Source organism: Pseudomonas sp. PSB11 (assembly GCF_014596605.1).
Taxonomy (GTDB): Bacteria; Pseudomonadota; Gammaproteobacteria; order Pseudomonadales; family Pseudomonadaceae; genus Aquipseudomonas; species Aquipseudomonas umsongensis.
This window is the reverse complement of sequence record NZ_NOIO01000001.1, coordinates 412,462-428,415: the sequence shown is the minus strand read 5'-3', so window position 1 is coordinate 428,415 and position 15,954 is coordinate 412,462. Positions and strand designations below refer to the sequence as shown.

At 60.4% G+C, this 15,954-nt stretch carries 15 protein-coding genes; 6 read left to right on the top strand and 9 right to left on the bottom strand.

Going from position 1 to position 15,954, the window contains the following annotated elements; all coding sequences use genetic code 11:
• Positions 1 to 18: 18 nt before the first annotated feature.
• Entirely contained in the window at positions 19 to 1,533 is a 1,515-nt protein-coding gene (ilvA, locus tag CGA21_RS02010) for a threonine ammonia-lyase, biosynthetic (protein WP_110747892.1), read from the bottom strand.
• A gap of 269 nt (positions 1,534 to 1,802) precedes the next feature.
• Between ilvA and rpiA the strand changes: the two genes are divergently transcribed.
• Positions 1,803 to 2,477, top strand: a complete 675-nt coding sequence (rpiA, locus tag CGA21_RS02005) for a ribose-5-phosphate isomerase RpiA (protein ID WP_110747895.1) — start codon at positions 1,803 to 1,805, stop codon at positions 2,475 to 2,477.
• Positions 2,478 to 2,599: 122 nt separating this feature from the next.
• Here rpiA and CGA21_RS02000 read toward each other — a convergent pair whose 3' ends face one another.
• The 4 genes from CGA21_RS02000 to CGA21_RS01985 all read right to left on the bottom strand — a co-directional run bounded on the left by CGA21_RS02000 (position 2,600) and on the right by CGA21_RS01985 (position 6,945).
• Positions 2,600 to 3,517, bottom strand: a complete 918-nt coding sequence (locus CGA21_RS02000; protein WP_188263418.1) for an SdiA-regulated domain-containing protein — start codon at positions 3,515 to 3,517, stop codon at positions 2,600 to 2,602.
• 166 nt (positions 3,518 to 3,683) lie between these two features.
• Entirely contained in the window at positions 3,684 to 4,607 is a 924-nt protein-coding gene (locus CGA21_RS01995) for an SdiA-regulated domain-containing protein (protein ID WP_188263417.1), read from the bottom strand.
• A 247-nt stretch (positions 4,608 to 4,854) separates the two neighbouring features.
• A complete protein-coding gene (locus CGA21_RS01990; RefSeq protein ID WP_110747904.1) occupies positions 4,855 to 5,520 on the bottom strand; it encodes a fumarylacetoacetate hydrolase family protein in 666 nt (221 codons plus the stop codon).
• A gap of 30 nt (positions 5,521 to 5,550) precedes the next feature.
• Positions 5,551 to 6,945 carry an FAD-binding oxidoreductase gene (locus CGA21_RS01985; protein WP_110747907.1) on the bottom strand — a complete coding sequence of 465 codons (1,395 nt, stop codon included), beginning with the start codon at positions 6,943 to 6,945 and terminating at the stop codon, positions 5,551 to 5,553.
• A gap of 204 nt (positions 6,946 to 7,149) precedes the next feature.
• On the opposite strand from CGA21_RS01985, the gene serA reads away from it, so the two are divergent.
• Positions 7,150 to 8,379 (top strand): phosphoglycerate dehydrogenase, encoded by a 1,230-nt coding sequence (gene serA, locus CGA21_RS01980; protein ID WP_020797315.1) that lies wholly within the window; start codon positions 7,150 to 7,152, stop codon positions 8,377 to 8,379.
• Positions 8,380 to 8,430: 51 nt separating this feature from the next.
• Here the strand turns inward: serA and CGA21_RS01975 are convergent, their stop codons facing one another.
• The gene (locus CGA21_RS01975) at positions 8,431 to 8,856 is read right to left on the bottom strand and encodes a DUF4399 domain-containing protein (RefSeq protein WP_110747909.1); all 426 of its coding nucleotides are present in this window, start codon (positions 8,854 to 8,856) and stop codon (positions 8,431 to 8,433) included.
• 136 nt (positions 8,857 to 8,992) lie between these two features.
• On the opposite strand from CGA21_RS01975, the gene CGA21_RS01970 reads away from it, so the two are divergent.
• Positions 8,993 to 9,577 carry a transporter substrate-binding domain-containing protein gene (locus CGA21_RS01970; RefSeq protein ID WP_110747912.1) on the top strand — a complete coding sequence of 195 codons (585 nt, stop codon included), beginning with the start codon at positions 8,993 to 8,995 and terminating at the stop codon, positions 9,575 to 9,577.
• Between the two features lie 123 nt (positions 9,578 to 9,700).
• On the opposite strand, the gene CGA21_RS01965 is transcribed toward CGA21_RS01970, so the two are convergent.
• Both CGA21_RS01965 and CGA21_RS01960 read right to left on the bottom strand, forming a co-directional pair.
• On the bottom strand, positions 9,701 to 10,186 hold the full coding sequence (locus CGA21_RS01965; RefSeq protein WP_110747916.1) for a DUF523 domain-containing protein: 486 nt from the start codon (positions 10,184 to 10,186) through the stop codon (positions 9,701 to 9,703).
• A gap of 2 nt (positions 10,187 to 10,188) precedes the next feature.
• Positions 10,189 to 10,821: a 2OG-Fe(II) oxygenase gene (locus CGA21_RS01960; RefSeq protein WP_188263416.1), complete on the bottom strand. Its 633-nt coding sequence runs from the start codon at positions 10,819 to 10,821 to the stop codon at positions 10,189 to 10,191.
• Between the two features lie 108 nt (positions 10,822 to 10,929).
• Here CGA21_RS01960 and CGA21_RS01955 point away from each other — a divergent pair, with 108 nt between their 5' ends.
• Positions 10,930 to 11,682 carry a DUF2059 domain-containing protein gene (locus CGA21_RS01955; RefSeq protein ID WP_110747920.1) on the top strand — a complete coding sequence of 251 codons (753 nt, stop codon included), beginning with the start codon at positions 10,930 to 10,932 and terminating at the stop codon, positions 11,680 to 11,682.
• Positions 11,683 to 11,801: 119 nt separating this feature from the next.
• Here CGA21_RS01955 and CGA21_RS01950 read toward each other — a convergent pair whose 3' ends face one another.
• Positions 11,802 to 12,749: an alpha/beta hydrolase gene (locus CGA21_RS01950; RefSeq protein ID WP_110747923.1), complete on the bottom strand. Its 948-nt coding sequence runs from the start codon at positions 12,747 to 12,749 to the stop codon at positions 11,802 to 11,804.
• A gap of 95 nt (positions 12,750 to 12,844) precedes the next feature.
• Between CGA21_RS01950 and CGA21_RS01945 the strand changes: the two genes are divergently transcribed.
• Entirely contained in the window at positions 12,845 to 13,426 is a 582-nt protein-coding gene (locus CGA21_RS01945; protein WP_188263415.1) for a DUF6436 domain-containing protein, read from the top strand.
• 109 nt (positions 13,427 to 13,535) lie between these two features.
• The gene (locus CGA21_RS01940; protein WP_188263414.1) at positions 13,536 to 15,947 is read left to right on the top strand and encodes a penicillin acylase family protein; all 2,412 of its coding nucleotides are present in this window, start codon (positions 13,536 to 13,538) and stop codon (positions 15,945 to 15,947) included.
• Positions 15,948 to 15,954 lie beyond the last annotated feature (7 nt).

Below are 15,954 nucleotides of genomic sequence, written 5' to 3'. Positions count from 1 at the left end.
GCCCATCAGCGTAGCCGCTCAGCCGAGAAACAACTGATAGGCCGGATTGTCGGTTTCGTCCCAGTACGGGTAGCCGATTTCTTCCAGCGCTGCCGGCACCAAATGACGCTCCTCGTGAGGCACCTGCAGGCCCGCGACCACACGACCATCGGCCGCACCGTGGTTACGATAGTGGAACATGGAAATGTTCCAGCGCCCGCCGAGCTTGTTGAGGAAGTTGAACAGCGCGCCCGGACGCTCCGGGAATTCGAAGCGCAGGATCACTTCATCGACCACATGCGCCGCGCGACCGCCGACCATGTGGCGGATGTGCAACTTGGCCAGTTCGTTGTCGGTCAGGTCGACGACCGGAAAGCCCTGCTCGCCCAGGCTGGCGATCAGCGCGCGACGCGGGTCGGTTTCCGGATGAGTCTGTACCCCGACAAAGATGTGCGCTTCGCTGCCAGTGTTGTAGCGGTAGTTGAATTCGGTGATCTGACGCTTGCCGATGGCTTCGCAGAACGCCTTGAAACTCCCCGGCTGCTCAGGGATGGTCACGGCGATGATGGCTTCACGGCCTTCGCCCAGTTCAGCGCGCTCGGCGACATGGCGCAGGCGGTCAAAATTGACGTTGGCCCCGGAGTCGATGGCCACGAAGGTCTGTCCGGTGACGCCGCGGGACTCGACGTACTTCTTGATCCCGGCCACGCCCAAGGCGCCGGCAGGTTCGGTGATCGAACGGGTATCGTCGTAGATGTCCTTGATCGCCGCACAGATTTCGTCGGTACTGACGGTGATGACTTCGTCAACGTAGTCTTTGCAGATATCAAAAGTGTGCTGGCCGATCTGGGCCACCGCGACGCCATCGGCGAAGATGCCCACGGTCGGCAATACCACACGCTCACCCGCCGCCATGGCGGCTTGCAGGCAATTGGAGTCGTCCGGCTCGACACCGATGACCTTGATGTCCGGCCGCAGGTACTTCACGTACGCCGCGATACCGGCGATCAGGCCGCCGCCACCGACTGGAACGAAGATCGCATCCAGGGGCGCCGGGTGTTGGCGCAAGATCTCCATGGCCACTGTGCCCTGCCCGGCAATGGTGTGGGGATCGTCGTAGGGGTGAATGTAGACGTAGCCTTTTTCGTCGACCAGTTTCAGCGAGTAGGCCAGGGCCTCCGGAAACGAATCGCCGTGCAGCACCACTTTGCCACCGCGCGAACGCACGCCTTCGACCTTGATCTCGGGCGTGGTCTTGGGCATGACGATGGTGGCTTTCACGCCCAGGACCTTGGCCGCCAGGGCCAGGCCTTGCGCGTGATTGCCCGCCGAAGCGGTAACCACGCCGCGAGCGCGCTCTTCATCGCTCAGCTGCGTCAGCTTGTTGTAGGCGCCGCGAATCTTGAACGAGAACACGGGCTGCAAGTCTTCACGCTTGAGCAAAATCTCGTTGCCCAGCCGCTCGGAGAGCTGGCGAGCAGTCTGCAATGGGGTTTCTACGGCAACGTCATAAACGCGCGAGGTGAGGATCTTTTTGACGTACTGTTCAAGCATCGGAAAGCATCACTGAGCGGGTTGGGCAGGATCAAGGAGTCTAACCCGGCTTTTAGCCGCACGACCACCTGTTGTAGGAGCGAGCATGCTCGCGAGAAACCCAAAGGCGCTGCGGGGTGCCTGGTTTCACGCGTTATCGTTCACGACCATCGCGAGCATGCTCGCTCCTACAGGGTACAGTCACGGACCGCCAATCGGACAATGACCTTCCCTGCCCCGAGGCCTATAATGCCAGCCTTTCGTTCTCTCTTCGGCACTTCGGAGCCCGCATGACCCAGGATCAACTCAAACAGGCAGTAGCCCAGGCCGCCGTCGACTTCATCCTCCCGAAACTCGACGACAAGAGCATCGTTGGGGTCGGCACCGGCTCCACCGCCAACTGCTTCATCGATGCCCTGGCCAAGCACAAGGGCGCGTTCGATGGCGCGGTCGCCAGCTCCGAAGCCACCGCCGCACGCCTCAAGGGCCACGGGATCCCGGTCTATGAGCTCAATACGGTCAGCGACCTGGAGTTCTACGTCGACGGCGCCGACGAGAGCGACGAGCACCTGAACCTGATCAAGGGCGGCGGCGCAGCCCTGACCCGTGAGAAAATCGTCGCGGCCGTGGCCAAGACCTTCATCTGCATCGCCGACGCCAGCAAACTGGTGCCCGTCCTCGGCGCCTTCCCGCTGCCCGTGGAAGTGATCCCGATGGCCCGCAGCCACGTGGCCCGCCAGCTGGTGAAACTCGGCGGTGATCCGGTCTACCGTGAAGGTGTAGTCACCGACAACGGCAACATCATCCTCGACGTGTACAACCTGCAGATCACCAATCCGGTGGAACTGGAGTCGCAGATCAATGCGATCGTCGGCGTGGTCACCAACGGCTTGTTCGCGGCGCGCCCGGCAGACCTGCTGTTGCTGGGCACGAGCGAAGGTGTGAAGACCCTGCGCGCCCAGTAAGAACACGCACAATCCTTGTAGGAGCTGGCTTGCCAGCGATGAGGCCATCAAATCCAACATTGATGTTGAATGATCTGCCGCTATCGCTGGCAAGCCAGCTCCTACAGGTTCGTGTTCGTGGCTCAGGGCTGTGTTGGCTTTTTGAAGACGTAGAACAGATTCGGTTCACTCACCAGGTACATCGTACCGTCGTCGTCCATGGCGATACCTTCCGCTTGCGGCACGGTCTTTTGCAGACCTTGCCGGCCCTTGTTCAGTGACATGGTGCTCAGCGGTCGCCCATCCACATCCAGCTCCAGAATCAGCCGCGACTCGTCGGACAGCGCCAGCAAGTGCCCGCTACGCTCGTCGTATTGCAGGCTCGACAAATCCCGCACAAACATCCCGGCGTCGCGCTTGGGATTGTTGACCACATGTACCGCGTAGGACTTTTCCGGATTGAAATGCGGAAAGCCGTGCACTTCGTAGATCAGCATCGGGTCGCGCTCCTTGGCGACAAACAAGCGCTTGCCTACCGAATCGTAAGCCAAGCCTTCGAATCCCTTGTTGCCGCTCATGTGCACACCGAGGGTCATCTGTTCCGCGTCCGCCGCGTCGAGAAAGGTGGTGTCATGCTCCAGATGGATCTTGATCAGGCGCTGCTGGCGCTCGTCCGTGATCACGTAGGTGTCGGCGCTGATGAACTCGACAGCTTCAGGATCACCAAAACCGACCAACGCGATGCGCCGCAAGATCCTGCCCTCGAGCGACAGCTCGATCAATTCGGAGTTTTGATTGGTGACCGTGAACAGGCTTTTGCGCACCGGGTCGTACGTCAAGGCTGAAACATCATCGTCCAGCCCTTCAATGACCCGCCCCTCCAGCACCACCCGATACTGATCCAGGCCGATGGACTGGGTGCTCATCGGCTGCCAGAGCGTGCGCAGGTTGAACCAGGTGCGCTCGAACAGGCGTAAATGCTGCCCGAATGCGATCAATACACTCAGGGCAATCACCGACAGGAGCAACAGCAGAGGTTTGGGGCGGGCTAATCGGCGCATTCAGGCGGGCTCGGCTTCAGGACAGGCGGATGAAATATCACGCCTGCCTGAACTGAAGCTTAATGGCCATTGGCCCCGTAGGACAATGTAGGAGCTGCCGCAGGCTGCGATCTTTTGATCTTGTTTTTTAAAAGCAAAGTCAAAAGATCGCAGCCTGCGGCAGCTCCTACCGTTTTTCGAAACGGTAAAACAGGTTTGGCTCACTCACGATGTACATCGTGCCGGCCTCGTCCATGGTCACGCCTTCAGCCCGAGGTATGGTTTTTTTCAAGCCGTTGAAGCCACCGAGCAAGGTCATGAAGCTGACCTGTTCGCCTTTCTCGTCCAGCTCCAGCAACAGGTGGGAGTCAGCGGACAACACCAGGGTGTGGCCCGTGCGCGGATCGATGGCAAGGGCAGACAGGTTGCGGATGTCCAACTCGTCACTGACCAGCTTTTGCTTGTCGCCGCTGAGCGTCTTGCCGTCGCCTTTCCAGGCAAACAGCGCGGGTGGACGCTCTTCGCCGAGCAGCAATTGCTGATTGCGTGCATCCCATACGACCGCCTCAAACGCCTTGTTCTGGTCTTTCGAAGGGCCAAGGTCGTACTTGGGGAAATCAGCGATGTTCAGCTCGCGAGTGCCGGCATCGACCTTGACGAGGGAGATCTGGTGGTCACGCTCATCGACAATGGCCAGCACTCCATTGCCCAGCGCTGTTACCCCTTCAGGATTGCTCCAGCCTACCAAGGGCATTTTGCGCAGCACATCGCCTTGCAGCGACAACTCGACCAGGAACGGGTTCTTACCCATTACCGAAAACAGGGTTTTGGTCTGGGCATCGTAGGTGACGTCCGACGCTTCGTCCTTTTCCATGCCCGGAAGTGGCTTGGCGTCGATCACCGCATGATAGTCCGGCAGCCAGACGCTGCCCTGACGTTCGGCCGGGCTTTCAAAACGCTCCAGCACCCAGAGCACGCCGCGGTCATCCCAATGCATGGCAAACGCCAAACCGTAGGCGGCTGCGACCAGCAGCAACAGCCAGGAATACCAACGCAAGAAAAAGCGCGAGCGACGGGCAGGTTTGAGCGACGAGATTGGTTGAGTGGCCATCAGGGCATGCGTTCCAGAAATTCAGGCTTGGGGTAATAGCACAATTGGGCCCGGCTCAGATGCCGAAAGCCGTGGAATTATGCAGACCTGATGTGAAAAAAACGGGAAATGGCGAGACCACGCTGTATGGGCACCGCTAACCCTGTAGGAGCTGGCTTGCCAGCGATGAGGCCCTAACATTCAACGCCCATGTTGGCTGTTAGACCACTATCGCTGGCAAGCCAGCGCCTACAAGGGTTTGTGTTCCTTAGCGAACGCTGCTGGTGAAGCGGCTCGCGCCCGGCAGTTCCAGGACGATCTCGTCGCCAACATTCAGCGGGCCTACGCCCACCGGTGTGCCAGTGAGGATCACGTCACCGGCCTGCAGCGAAAAGCAACCGGCCATGTGCTGGATCATCGGCACGATCGGGTTGAGCATCGCACTGCTGTTGCCATCCTGGCGCACTTCGCCGTTGATGGTCAGGCGGATGCCGATGTCGGTCAGGTCGGCGAAGGTGCTGCCGGAAACGAACGGGGCAATCACTGCTGCGCCGTCGAAGGACTTGGCGATTTCCCAGGGCAGGCCCTTGGATTTCAGCTCGGCCTGCTTGTCGCGCAGAGTCAGGTCCAGGGCCGGGGCGAAGCCGGAGATGGCGTCCAGCACTTCTTCAACGCTGGGCTTGGTCGATAACGGCTTGCCAATCAGCACCGCGATTTCCGCTTCGTAATGCACCGAACCACGCTCGGTTGGAATGCTGAAGCCGCCTTCCAGCGGCACCACACAACTGCCCGGCTTGATGAACAGCAGCGGCTCGGTCGGCACCGGGTTGTCCAGTTCCTTGGCGTGTTCGGCGTAGTTACGGCCGATGCACACCACTTTCCCCAGCGGGAAGTGAATACGCGTACCGTCGACATACTGGTGCTGATAGCTCATGGACCGACTCCTGGTTCGTAGCTTTTAAAGTCAAACAGCGAAAATCTTGCCCGGGTTCATGATCCCGTTCGGGTCGAACACCGCCTTGACCGCTTTCATGTACTCGATCTCAACCGGGGAACGGCTGTAGGTCAGGTAGTCACGCTTGGTCATGCCCACGCCGTGTTCGGCGGAAATCGAGCCGTTGTACTTCTCGACGGTTTCGAACACCCACTTGTTGACGGTGGCGCACTTGGCGAAGAACTCGTCCTTGCTCAAGTTATCCGGCTTGAGAATGTTCAAGTGCAGGTTGCCGTCGCCGATATGACCAAACCAGACGATTTCGAAGTCCGGGTAGTGTTCGCCGACGATCGCGTCGATTTCCTTGAGGAATGCCGGCACTTTCGACACGGTCACCGAAATGTCGTTCTTGTACGGCGTCCAGTGGGAAATGGTTTCGGAAATGTATTCGCGCAGTTTCCACAGGTTCTGCAACTGGGTTTCGCTCTGGCTCATCACACCGTCCAGGACCCAGCCCTGCTCGACACAGTGCTCGAATGTTTCCAGGGCGTGGTTGGCCACTTCTTCGGTGGTCGCTTCGAATTCCAGCAGCGCGTAGAACGGGCAATCGGTTTCGAACGGAGCCGGCACATCACCACGATCCATGACCTTGGCCAGGGCCTTGTCGGAGAAGAATTCGAAAGCGGTCAGGTCGAGCTTGCCCTGGAAGGCATGCAGCACCGGCATGATCGAGTCGAAATCAGCGGTGCCGAGGACCATGGCAGTCAGGTTTTTCGGCGCGCGATCCAGGCGCATGGTCGCTTCCACCACGAAACCGAGGGTGCCTTCGGCGCCGATGAAGAGCTGGCGCATGTCGTAGCCGGTGGCGTTCTTGATCAGGTCGCGGTTCAGCTCCAGCACGTCGCCCTTGCCGGTGACGACTTTCATGCCGGCCACCCAATTACGGGTCATGCCGTAGCGAATCACCTTGATTCCGCCGGCATTGGTGCCGATATTGCCGCCAATCTGGCTCGAACCTGCCGAAGCGAAGTCCACCGGGTAGTACAGGCCCTTTTCTTCGGCCACGTTCTGCAGATGTTCGGTGACCACGCCCGGCTGGCAAACAGCGGTGCGGTCGGTGAGGTTCACGTCGAGGACCTGGTTCATGTAGTCGAACGACACGACCACTTCGCCATTGGCTGCCACTGCAGCGGCGGAAAGGCCGGTGCGGCCACCGGAAGGCACCAGCGCCACCTTGTGTTTGTTGGCCCACAGGACGATGGCCTGGACCTGTTCGGTGGTCTTGGGGAACACGATGGCGGTCGGGGCCGGAGCGAAATGCTTGGTCCAATCCTTACCGTAAGCATTCAGGGAGTCGGCATCGGTCAGCACCTTGCCAGGCTCAACCAGGGTCTTCAGCTCATCAATCAGGGCAGGATTGGTCATCGACAGAACTCTCGAACAATTCATGGTCATCCTGAGAACGCTTCACGTCGCAGGAATGAGTGTTTAGCGGGGTGCATATGCTAGCATACCGACCCCGCAGCATAGTGCCCAACGGCTGTTCTGCGGTGACGGTTTAGTTGCCGTCCGGGTCAGCATCTGTTGACCACTTCCTGCCATTTTTCTCCGGGATACAGGTTTACGCAGATGAGCAAGACTTCTCTCGATAAGAGCAAGATCAAGTTCCTTCTTCTCGAAGGCGTCCACCAATCGGCTGTCGACGTCCTCAAGGCGGCGGGCTACACCAGCATCGAGTACCTCACAGGTTCTCTGCCGGAAGCCCAGCTCAAGGAAAAGATCGCTGATGCTCACTTCATCGGCATTCGCTCGCGCACTCAACTGACCGAAGAGATCTTCGATCACGCGAAGAAGCTCGTGGCTGTAGGGTGTTTCTGCATCGGCACCAACCAGGTCGACCTGAGCGCTGCCCGCGAACGCGGCATCGCCGTGTTCAACGCGCCGTACTCCAACACCCGCTCCGTTGCCGAGCTGGTGCTGGCCGAAGCGATCCTGTTGCTGCGCGGTATCCCTGAGAAGAACGCTTCCTGCCACCGTGGTGGCTGGATCAAGAGCGCGGCCAACTCCTTCGAGATCCGCGGCAAGAAGCTGGGCATCGTCGGTTACGGCTCGATCGGTACTCAACTGTCGGTCCTCGCCGAAGGCTTGGGGATGCAGGTGTACTTCTATGACACCGTGACCAAGCTGCCACTGGGTAACGCCACCCAGGTCGGCAACCTGCACGAACTGCTGGGCATGTCCGACATCGTGACCCTGCACGTACCGGAAACCGCTGCCACCCAGTGGATGATCGGCGAGAAGGAAATCCGCGCCATCAAGAAGGGCGGCATCCTGATCAACGCCGCGCGCGGCACCGTGGTCGAGCTGGACGCCCTGGCGGACGCGATCAAGGACAAGCACCTGATCGGCGCGGCCATCGACGTGTTCCCGGTGGAGCCACGCTCCAACGACGAAGAGTTCGAAAGCCCGCTGCGTGGCCTGGACAACGTGATCCTGACGCCGCACATCGGTGGTTCCACCGCCGAAGCGCAGGCCAACATCGGCCTGGAAGTGGCAGAAAAACTGGTCAAGTACAGCGACAACGGTACTTCGGTATCGTCCGTGAACTTCCCGGAAGTAGCCCTGCCGGCTCACCCTGGCAAGCACCGCCTGCTGCACATCCACGAGAACATCCCTGGCGTGATGAGCGAGATCAACAAGGTCTTCGCCGAAAACGGCATCAACATTTCCGGTCAGTTCCTGCAGACCAACGAGAAAGTCGGCTACGTGGTGATCGACGTAGACGCCGAGTACTCGGACCTGGCGCAACAGAAACTGCAACACGTCAACGGCACCATTCGTAGCCGCGTTCTGTTCTAAGAGCAGCGTGCGGCATTAAAAAGGGAGCCCCTGCGAAGGGGCTCCCTTTTTTTATTTGACGTTTACAGTGATCTTCTCGGAGACGATCGGTGGGTCGAACGGCATGTGCCCGCTGTCGCCCAACTCCAGCTGCAAGGTATGCTTGCCCGGCGGCAGCGTTACTTCAGCCTGGGTCTGCGCCTTGCCGAAGTGCAGGTGGTTGGCATCGTTCGGGATCGGCTGGCCGGCCGCCGGCAGTTTGTCCACGTCAATCAGCAGGTGATGGTGGCCCGTGTTTTTGGTGACATCGCCAGCTGGCGCCAACGCGATGTTCTCGACAGCGAACTTCACCACGAACGTCTGCGGAACCGTGGCACCATCTTTGGGAGAAACAATGGACACTTCAGCACCTTTCGGGGCTGGCGTTGCTGCACTGGCCAACACTGAAACGCCCATCAGCAGACCAGCCAGAGCAGCACGTGACATAAAGGTTTTCATTCTCTTCTCCAGTTTTTACGTAAAATTCGCGTGACCATCACAACTTCATGGTCAATCGTTGTCGAAAGGCACTCGACAACCATAGCAAAGCGAGCCTGATCCAGAGCGTCGCGATAATGATTTCAAAGGAGTGACCATGCGTTTTCTGCCTGGCCTGATCTGCCTGCTACCCCTTTTGAGCCCGTTGGCTCATGCCGAACTGATTGACGACGTGAATGATCGCGGTGAATTGCGCATTGCCCTTGAGGCGAATACACCCCCCTTCAGTTTCAAGGAGGATGGCAATCTAAAGGGCTTCGAAGTCGAGTTGGGCCAACTGCTGGCCAACGAACTGGAGGTTCGCGCCGACTTTGTCGTGACAGATGCCAGTGATTTGCTGGCCGGCGTGGAAAGTGGCAAATACGACATCGCCATCAACCACATTGCACAGACCCCGGCGCTGTCGGATCGTTTCGATTTCAGCGAGCCTTACATCAAGGCCAATGCGCAATTGATCGCGCAGAAAGAAGAGCCGCGCTCGATATTGCTGGTGCAGTCGTTGACAGACCAAAAGCCGAAAGCCATCCAGGCAGTGAACTTGTCGATTCCATTCCAGAAGGGTAACCCGGCGTTTCACGCCAGCCTGGAAAGCGCGCTGCAACGGATCAAGGCGGATGGGCGGCTGGAGGCGCTGGAGAAGAAGTGGCTGGGGCCGGATGCCGGAGTGGCACCGAACCCCTGAGTCGCAAGCCAAACCTGTGGGAGCGAGCCTGCTCGCGAATGCGCAGTGTCAGTCGACGCCAGTGTTGTTTGACACACCACTTTCGCGAGCAGGCTCGCTCCCACAGTGGTTTTGTGTGGGTCGTTAATTGAGTTCTGCCAGTGACCGAGCCGCTTCGGCGAGTTCCAGCTCACTGAAGACCCGCACCCCATGGCGCCTGAGCAGCGCCGCCGTGACCCCTTCGCCCGTGACTTTCACTCCGCTGAACGTCCCGTCATAGGTCAACAGATTGCCGCACGAGGGGCTATTGGCCTTGAGCACGGCAATGCGTATGTCGTGTTGTTGCACCAGCTCCAGGGCTTGATAAGCCCCTGACAGAAACTGCGCACTGACATCCTCGCCTTCGGTGGTGATCACCGCCGCTTGGCCATCGAGTACATCACCGCCCTGCCCGCCGGGAATTTCCGCCGCCGCCCGTGGCGTCGGCAGGCCACCGGCAACTTCCGGACACAACGGCACCACCCGACCTTCGTCGATCCACCGTTGCAACTGATCGAAAGGCCCGCTGGCCCCGCCGTCATAGCGTACGCGGTGACCCAGCAGGCAGCGGCTTACCAGTATCTTTTGCATGATCAGAACGGCTCATTGCCTCGACGCCGGAACCAGCCGGTCAACGACAGGCGCTCACGGCTCGCAGGCAGGACTTCATGGGGGACCTCTCCCGACAGGAATACCACCAGGCATCCACCGATGGGTACTACATCGTATTGCGCACCTTCGTCCAGGTACATGCGCAACTGACCACCCTGCTCAGGCAGCCAGGCATCGTTGAGATAGACCACCGCCGACACCATGCGCCGGTCGTCGTCACGGAAACGGTCGACATGCTTGAGGTAGAAAGCGCCAGGCGGGTACATCGCGAAATGACTCTCGAAATCCTCCAACCCCAGGAACAGGCCACGGTTGAGCGCCTCACGCAGGCTGTCCATCAACCCCAGATAGCTGTCACAGACCTCAGCCTGGCCGGGCTCGATCCACTGGATATGATCGCCGCGAATCCCCTCGCGAATCTCCGATGAAGGCCCTCGACCCACGGCAGCCGGGGCCAACTCACCTTCGGCCGCACGTTTACGGCACTCAGCCGCCAGCGCTCGGGTCAGATCCTGAGGCAGGAAAATATTCTGCTGCGACCAACCGCGGGTAGCCAGGTCGTCGACGATTTGTAACAGCAGTGGGTGATCAGAAGGTATTTGCATGGCGCGCATAGTATTCCTGCGCCTGAAAATCCGACAGAGCCATGCAGCGGGTTGATACGAATTCTCGACAAGACTGGATGCCACACGGAGAATAGTCGCCTGCTGACAGGAGTCCCTATGCGCCGTTTGCTTTTCTCCCTGCTGATGCTCTGTGTTATGCCCGCCTGGGCAGACGGCCACGACCAACTGTACAAGGTCGCCGGCTGGCCAGAACAACGCGCGCATTTCAACGACGCCCTCACGGCCGCGCAACAGCGCTACCAAAGCAGCCTGCCACCGGCGGTTTTCCAGGCGCTGGTCGACAACAGCAATCAGCGTTTCGCACCCAAGGCCGTGGACCAGCGTGCCGAAGCACAGCTTCGCAAGAACCTCGCCGATCCGAAACCGGCGTTGGCGTTCTTCCAATCGCCGCTGGGCAAGAAAATCGTCGCCGCCGAATTGCTCGCGACCCGCCGCGATCAACTGGCGAAAAATGCCAAGGGCCTGCCCAAGATGCAGGCCAGCGACAGCCGGCTGCTGATCATTGGCCACCTGGCCCAGGCCCTGCCTGCTCGCGAGGCCGGCGCGGAAGTCAGCCTGGCGATTGCCGGTGTTGCGGCCGACAGCCTCAGTTCGATGATCCCCGGCCTGCTCGGCGCCGGCCAGACCCAAAGCATGCTCAATGGGCAGCGCCAGCGCTTGATGGAACAGATCGGCAACGACCTGAACAACACGCTGCTGTACGTCTACCGCGACCTGTCGGATGAGGAACTCGAAGAATTCGCCACATTTGCCGAGTCAGCCGAAGGCAAAGCCTATTACCAGGCGGCGCTGGCGGCGATTCGGGCCGGGTTGGCGGTGGGGCAAAGTACTTCCAACCTGACCCAGTAATTATCAGCGTCCGCGGAACCGCTTTCGCGAGCAGGCTCGCTCCCACAGTGGACCGATTTTTCAGATAGACGCGGTCTAATGTGGGAGCGAGCCTGCTCGCGAAGAGGCCACCAGGGTTGCTAAAGGTTCCGCCCCTTTATCCGCTTGGTCAAAAACCCGAAATACTCCCCGCGCAGCACCAGCGTTTCATTCGCCAGATGATGCCGTGCCTCAGGCAGCATCAATACCTGCGGCCGATCGAACTTGCCCCGCAGCACCTCAAGGTTGTGCTGCCAATCCACCGTCATGTCCGCCTGCCCCTGCACAATCAGCGGTCGTCGAGGGCTGGCGGGTGCCGCTTCGACTCGCTTGATCCAACGCGCCAACGCCCCGACCCATGCTGTCGGCAATCGCAGCGGCTGCAGCGGATCGGCTTGCAGGAACGGCAAGAACTCCGGGTCGTTGGAGTTCTCGCTGAAGCGTCGGGCAATGGCTTTGACGAAAGGCCTGAGCAGGTAATAGCTCAGTTGCGACCAGCCCCACGCCCGTGGCCGCACCAGCGGCGCCAACAGGATCACCTGGCCCTGGGCCGGACTGCCCGCCCCCGCGTTGAGCACATGATCGATCACGATTGCGCCACCGGTACTCTGCCCGCACAGGTGCCAGGGTTGTGGCAGGTCGAGCGATCGGGCTTCGGCAAACAAGCCTTGCAGGGTGTCCTGATACTCGGCGAAGTCCTTGATGCTCGCCCGCTCGCCACTGGAAAGCCCATGGCCCGGCAAGTCGCAGGCAATCACGGCGAAGCCTTGCTCCAGCGCCCATTCGATCACATGCCGATAGAGGCCGGTGTGGTCGTAGAACCCGTGAAAGACAAACAGCGTCGCCTTCACCTGCTCTGGCCACCAGACCTGGCTGACCACTTCGTAACCATCGACCTGAAAACGACCCAGGGCGCTGCGAACGTTACGCGAGGAAAAATCCAGCCCATAAAACCGTTGATAAGCCTGGGCCTCCGCTGACAACGGCTGCCCTTGCGCCAGCGGCCGCAGGCTGGCACGCAGATGATCGGGATCGAAGGTCACTGACATGGGCATTCCAGAGCGCGAAGCGGACTTTATAGACCTGCGATATTCATCTGTCGCGGCAAGCATGGCAAGCTAACCGACCCACAAGGAGTGACACCATGCGCTCGCACTATCGCGCCACCCTGCTCGCCAGCTTGCTCGCCCTCGTGTGCGCCGGAGTGCTGTGGGCGGCCTACCATTGGTTTCAGGGGCGCTATCTGCGGGCATTCAGCGAGCACACGGCGATATTCTCCGGTGATCCGCTACGCCTGCCCGACAATCTCGCCGGCCCCGGCGCCATCCGACTCGTGCATTTCTGGGACCCGGCCTGCCCGTGCAATGTGGGCAATCAACAGCACCTGACCGAACTGGTGGAACGCTATGTCCCGCACGGTGTGGAGTTCTATGCAGTACAAAGGCCTGGCAGCCACGGCCAACTACCCGCCACGCTCAGCAGCCTGAAAACCATCGACGTCCTGCCGGGCTCCGAACAGATTCCCGCCAGCCCCGCCGTGGCGATCTGGGACCGCAATGGCAGGCTGGCGTACTTCGGGCCCTACAGTGAAGGCCTGACCTGCAATTCCAGCAACAGCTTTATCGAGCCGATCCTGCAGGCGCTGAACGAAGGCCGCGAAGTGAGTGCCACGCACACACTGGCCGTGGGGTGTTACTGCCCGTGGCCTGTCGTCCCGACGAGTTAACGCAGGCAGCAAACGAGAATCCCTCCTACGGGCGATGGGCCAAACCGGCTTGTCGTGTTAAACAGTCTCGCCAGGGAATTGCTGTCACACATAACAATAAGGAGTCACCATGAAACGTAGCCTGACCGCGCTCGGTTTGCTGATCGTCGCGCTCGCCGTCGGCGCCGGTTGGTACGTCTACAGCAAGCAGCCATCACGCCAGGGCATGGTGGAACTGCAGCACCTGCAAGGTTCGGTCACCGTGCGCTATGACGAGCGCGGTATCCCGCACATCCGTGCCGACAACGAAACCGACCTGTACCGCGCCCTCGGCTATGTCCATGCCCAGGATCGGTTGTTCCAGATGGAGGTTTTGCGTCGCCTTGCCCGGGGCGAACTGGCCGAGGTGCTCGGACCGAAACTGCTCGACACCGACAGGCTGATGCGCAGCCTGCGCATTCGCGAACGCGCCGAAACCTATCTGGCGAACATGGACAAGCAATCGCCTGCCTTCCTTGCCCTGCAGGCTTACCTGGACGGCATCAACCAGTACCAGGACGGTCACGCCAAACCCGCAGAGTTCGATGTGCTGGGCATAACCAAGCGCCCGTTCACGGCGCAGGACACCATCAGCATCGCCGGCTACATGGCCTACAGTTTTGCTGCGGCGTTTCGCACCGAACCGCTGCTGACCTACGTGCGTGATCAATTGGGCGCCGGCTATCTGAGTGTGTTCGATCTCGACTGGCAGGCCAAGGGCGTGCTGGCGACCCCACACGGCGCGGCCCCGTCGCCCCTCGCCAGCACCGACTGGAAAGACCTCAACGCCCTCGCCCGCCTGAGCGAACAGGCCCTGGCCGACAATGGCTTGCCGCAGTTCGAGGGCAGCAATGCGTGGGCAGTTGCCGGCAACCGCACCAATAGCGGCAAGCCGCTGCTGGCCGGAGACCCACACATCCGTTTTTCCGCACCGTCGGTTTGGTACGAAGCACAGCTCTCGGCACCGGGCTTCGAACTCTATGGTCATTACCAGGCCCTGATGCCGTTCGCTTCACTGGGCATGAACCGGGACTTCGGCTGGAGCATCACCATGTTCCAGAACGACGATCTCGACCTGATTGCCGAAAAGGTCAATCCGGACAATCCGAATCAGGTCTGGTATCGCGGCAAGTGGGTAGACCTGGTCAGCAGCGAACAACAGATCGCGGTCAAGGGCCAGGCGCCAGTCACCCTGACGCTGCGCCAGTCACCCCATGGTCCGATCGTCAACGATGCGCTGGGCAAGAGCGTCGGCAAAACGCCGATCGCCATGTGGTGGGGCTTTCTCGAAAGCCAGAACCCGATCATCGAAGGCTTCTACCAGCTCAACCGTGCTGACACCCTGGCCAAGGCCCGTAGCGCTGCCGCCAAGGTCCAGGCTCCCGGCCTGAACATCGTCTGGGCCAATGCCAAGGGTGATATCGGCTGGTGGGCTGCGGCGCAATTGCCCAAGCGCCCTGCCGGGGTGCTGCCGTGGTTTATCCTCGATGGCAGCACCAGCGATGCCGACAAGGACGGCTTCTATCCGTTCAGCGCGAACCCGCAGGAAGAGAACCCGGCACGGGGCTATATCGTCTCGGCCAACTTCCAGCCGCTGTCGCCGACAGGAATGGAGATTCCCGGCTATTACAACCTCGCTGACCGAGGCCAGCAGCTCAATCGCCAGCTCAGCGACAAGAACGTCAAGTGGGATCTGGACAGTAGCCAGAAGCTGCAACTGGGCACCACCACCGCCTACGGCACGCGCCTGCTGGCGCCACTGATACCGACCCTGCGCGAAGTGGTCAGCGACCCTGCAGAGCTCAAGCTGGTGGAGCAACTGGCCCAGTGGCAAGGCGACTACCCGCTGGAGTCCACCAGCGCGACGCTATTCAACCAGTTCCTGTTCAACCTGGCTGACGCGGCGATGCATGACGAACTGGGCAATGACTTCTTCGAAACGCTGCTCTCGACCCGGGTAATCGATGCCGCCCTGCCGCGCCTGGCGGCAAACGCGGACTCACCGTGGTGGGACAACCGCAATACCCTCGGCAAGGAAACCCGCGCCGACACCGTCAAGGTCGCGTGGCTGGCCAGCATCGCCCACCTCAAGGCCACCCTGGGTGCCGATTCCTCGCAATGGCAATGGGGCAAGGCGCACACGCTGACCCATGGCCATCCACTGGGGCAGCAAAAGCCGCTGGACCGGATTTTCAATATCGGACCGTTCGCGGCCCCGGGCACCCATGAAGTGCCGAACAACCTGTCGGCCAAGATCGGCCCGGCACCGTGGCCGGTGACGTACGGCCCATCGACCCGGCGCCTGATCGACTTCGCCGACCCGGCCCACAGTTTGACGGTCAACCCGGTCGGCCAGAGTGGCGTGCCGTTCGACAAACACTTTGACGATCAGGCTGAGGCGTATATCGAGGGGATTTACTTCCAGGCGCATCTCAATGATGAAGAAGTGACGGCGAATACGCGCAGTACTTTGAAGTTGCTGCCGGCGCGGTCAGGACAATGAATCTCTA